This is a genomic window from Paracoccus aestuariivivens (assembly GCF_009711225.1).
Lineage (GTDB): Bacteria > Pseudomonadota > Alphaproteobacteria > Rhodobacterales > Rhodobacteraceae > Paracoccus > Paracoccus aestuariivivens.
On sequence record NZ_WMIE01000056.1, the window covers coordinates 1 to 1842 of the forward strand.

Consider the following 1842-nt stretch of genomic DNA (forward strand, 5'->3'; position numbering starts at 1 on the left):
GAGGCCGGGAAGTCGCGCAAGCAGCGGCGGACGCTGAAGCAGATGCACGCTGATCTCGTCAAGCTCGGCTTCACGGGCTCCTATGGTCGGGTGGCGGCGTTCGCGCGGCAATGGCGGTTGGATCGCCAGCGCGAGCAACAGACCACGGGCCGGGGCACCTTTGTTCCGCTGGCTTTCCATCCGGGCGAAGCGTTCCAGTTCGACTGGAGCGAGGATTACGGGCTTCTAGGTGAGGAGCGCACCAAACTTCAGGTGGCGCATATCAAGCTGTCGCACAGCCGCGCCTTCCTGCTGCGGGCCTATCTGCTTCAGACCCACGAGATGCTGTTTGACGCGCATTGGCACGCGTTTCGGGTATTCGGCGGTGTGCCCGAGCGCGGCATCTATGACAACGAGCCATGGGAATGCCACTGGTTCGAGTGACCATGGCGAGGGCGCACGGCCGTGGACCGTGTTGGCCGTGGCAAGGAGCGACAGGTCAACATCCGCTTGTCTCACCATGGCAAACCACTATGTTTTCGAGCCCGGGTTCTGTAATCCGGCAGCGGGCTGGGACTGCGCCGGCGTGGCGCCATCGGTTCGAGCGCCGCTGGCGCAGGGCCAGGTCGAGAAGAACGTGCGGGACTCTCGCCACCAAATCCTGCACGGGATGCCGGGCTTTCCAAACCTTGATGCGCTGAATGCTTGGCTGGAGCAGCGTTGTGTAGAGCTGTGGCACGAGACCCTGCATGGCACGCTGCCCGGCACAATCGCCGAAGTCTGGGCCGCGGAGCGCGCCGCATTGATGCCTTTGCCGCCAGCGTTTGATGGCTTCATCGAACTGAGCAAGCGCGTTTCACCCACCTGCCGGATCAGTTTCGAGCGCAATCGCTACAGTGTGCCGGCGTCCTTTGCCAATCGGCCCGTGAGCCTTCGGATTTACCCGGACCGGCTGGTGGTGGCGGCCGAGGGCAATATCCTTTGCGAGCATGGCCGCGTGATCCAACGCAGCCACCACATGCCGCCCCGAACGATCTATGACTGGCGGCATTACCTTGCCGTTCTCCAGCGCAAGCCCGGTGCTCTCAGGAATGGGGCACCGTTTGCGGAAATGCCCCCTGCCTTCAGGCAGCTGCAGGAGCAGATGCTGCGCAAGCCAGGCGGCGATCGGGAGATGGTCAATATTCTGGCCCTGGTTCTCCAGCACGATGAGCAGGCCGTGCTGACTGCGGCGGAACTGGCCTTGGCCGAGGGCGTGGCGACCAAGACCCACGTGTTGAATCCCTTGCACCGGCTGGTCGGCGGCAAGGTGGTTGGTGGACCGCCGCTCGATACCCCGCAGGCCCTGGCCCTGCACCGCGAACCCAGGGCCAATGTCGAACGCTATGATGGTCTGCGCATCCAGACGGCAGGAGGTCATCATGCGTCATGATCCTGCCAGCGGCGCCATCGTGATCATGCTTCGAAGCCTGAAGATGCATGGCATGGCGCAGGCCGTCACCGACCTGATCGATCGAGCCATGGGAACGGTCGCCTATCGTAGCGCCATCGGTTCAAGCACGATGGGCGACGGTCCGAGAGACCATGGCGAGGGGAGCACCGGCCTTTGACGCTGCGGTGCCGATCCTGTCTCAATTGCTGAAGGCCGAAATGGCCGAGCGCGAAGTCCGCTCCATTGCCTATCATATGAAGGCGGTGCGCTTTCCGGCCTACAAGGATCTCTCGGGCTTCGATTTCTCTGCCAGCGAAATCAACGAGGCCACAGTGCGCCAGCTGCACCGCTGCGAGTTCATGGACGGGGCACAGAATGTGGTTCTGATCGGCGGCCCGGGCACAGGGAAGACCCATGCCGCGACGGCCCTC

The 1842-nt window shown here is 63.4% G+C and carries 2 pseudogenes; both read left to right on the top strand.

What is annotated here, in order from left to right:
* A pseudogene (istA, locus tag GL286_RS22005) lies at positions 1 to 1411 on the top strand (IS21 family transposase); the annotation flags it as partial.
* A pseudogene (locus tag GL286_RS23015) lies at positions 1401 to 1842 on the top strand (ATP-binding protein); the annotation flags it as partial. The pseudogenes istA and GL286_RS23015, both read left to right, overlap by 11 nt.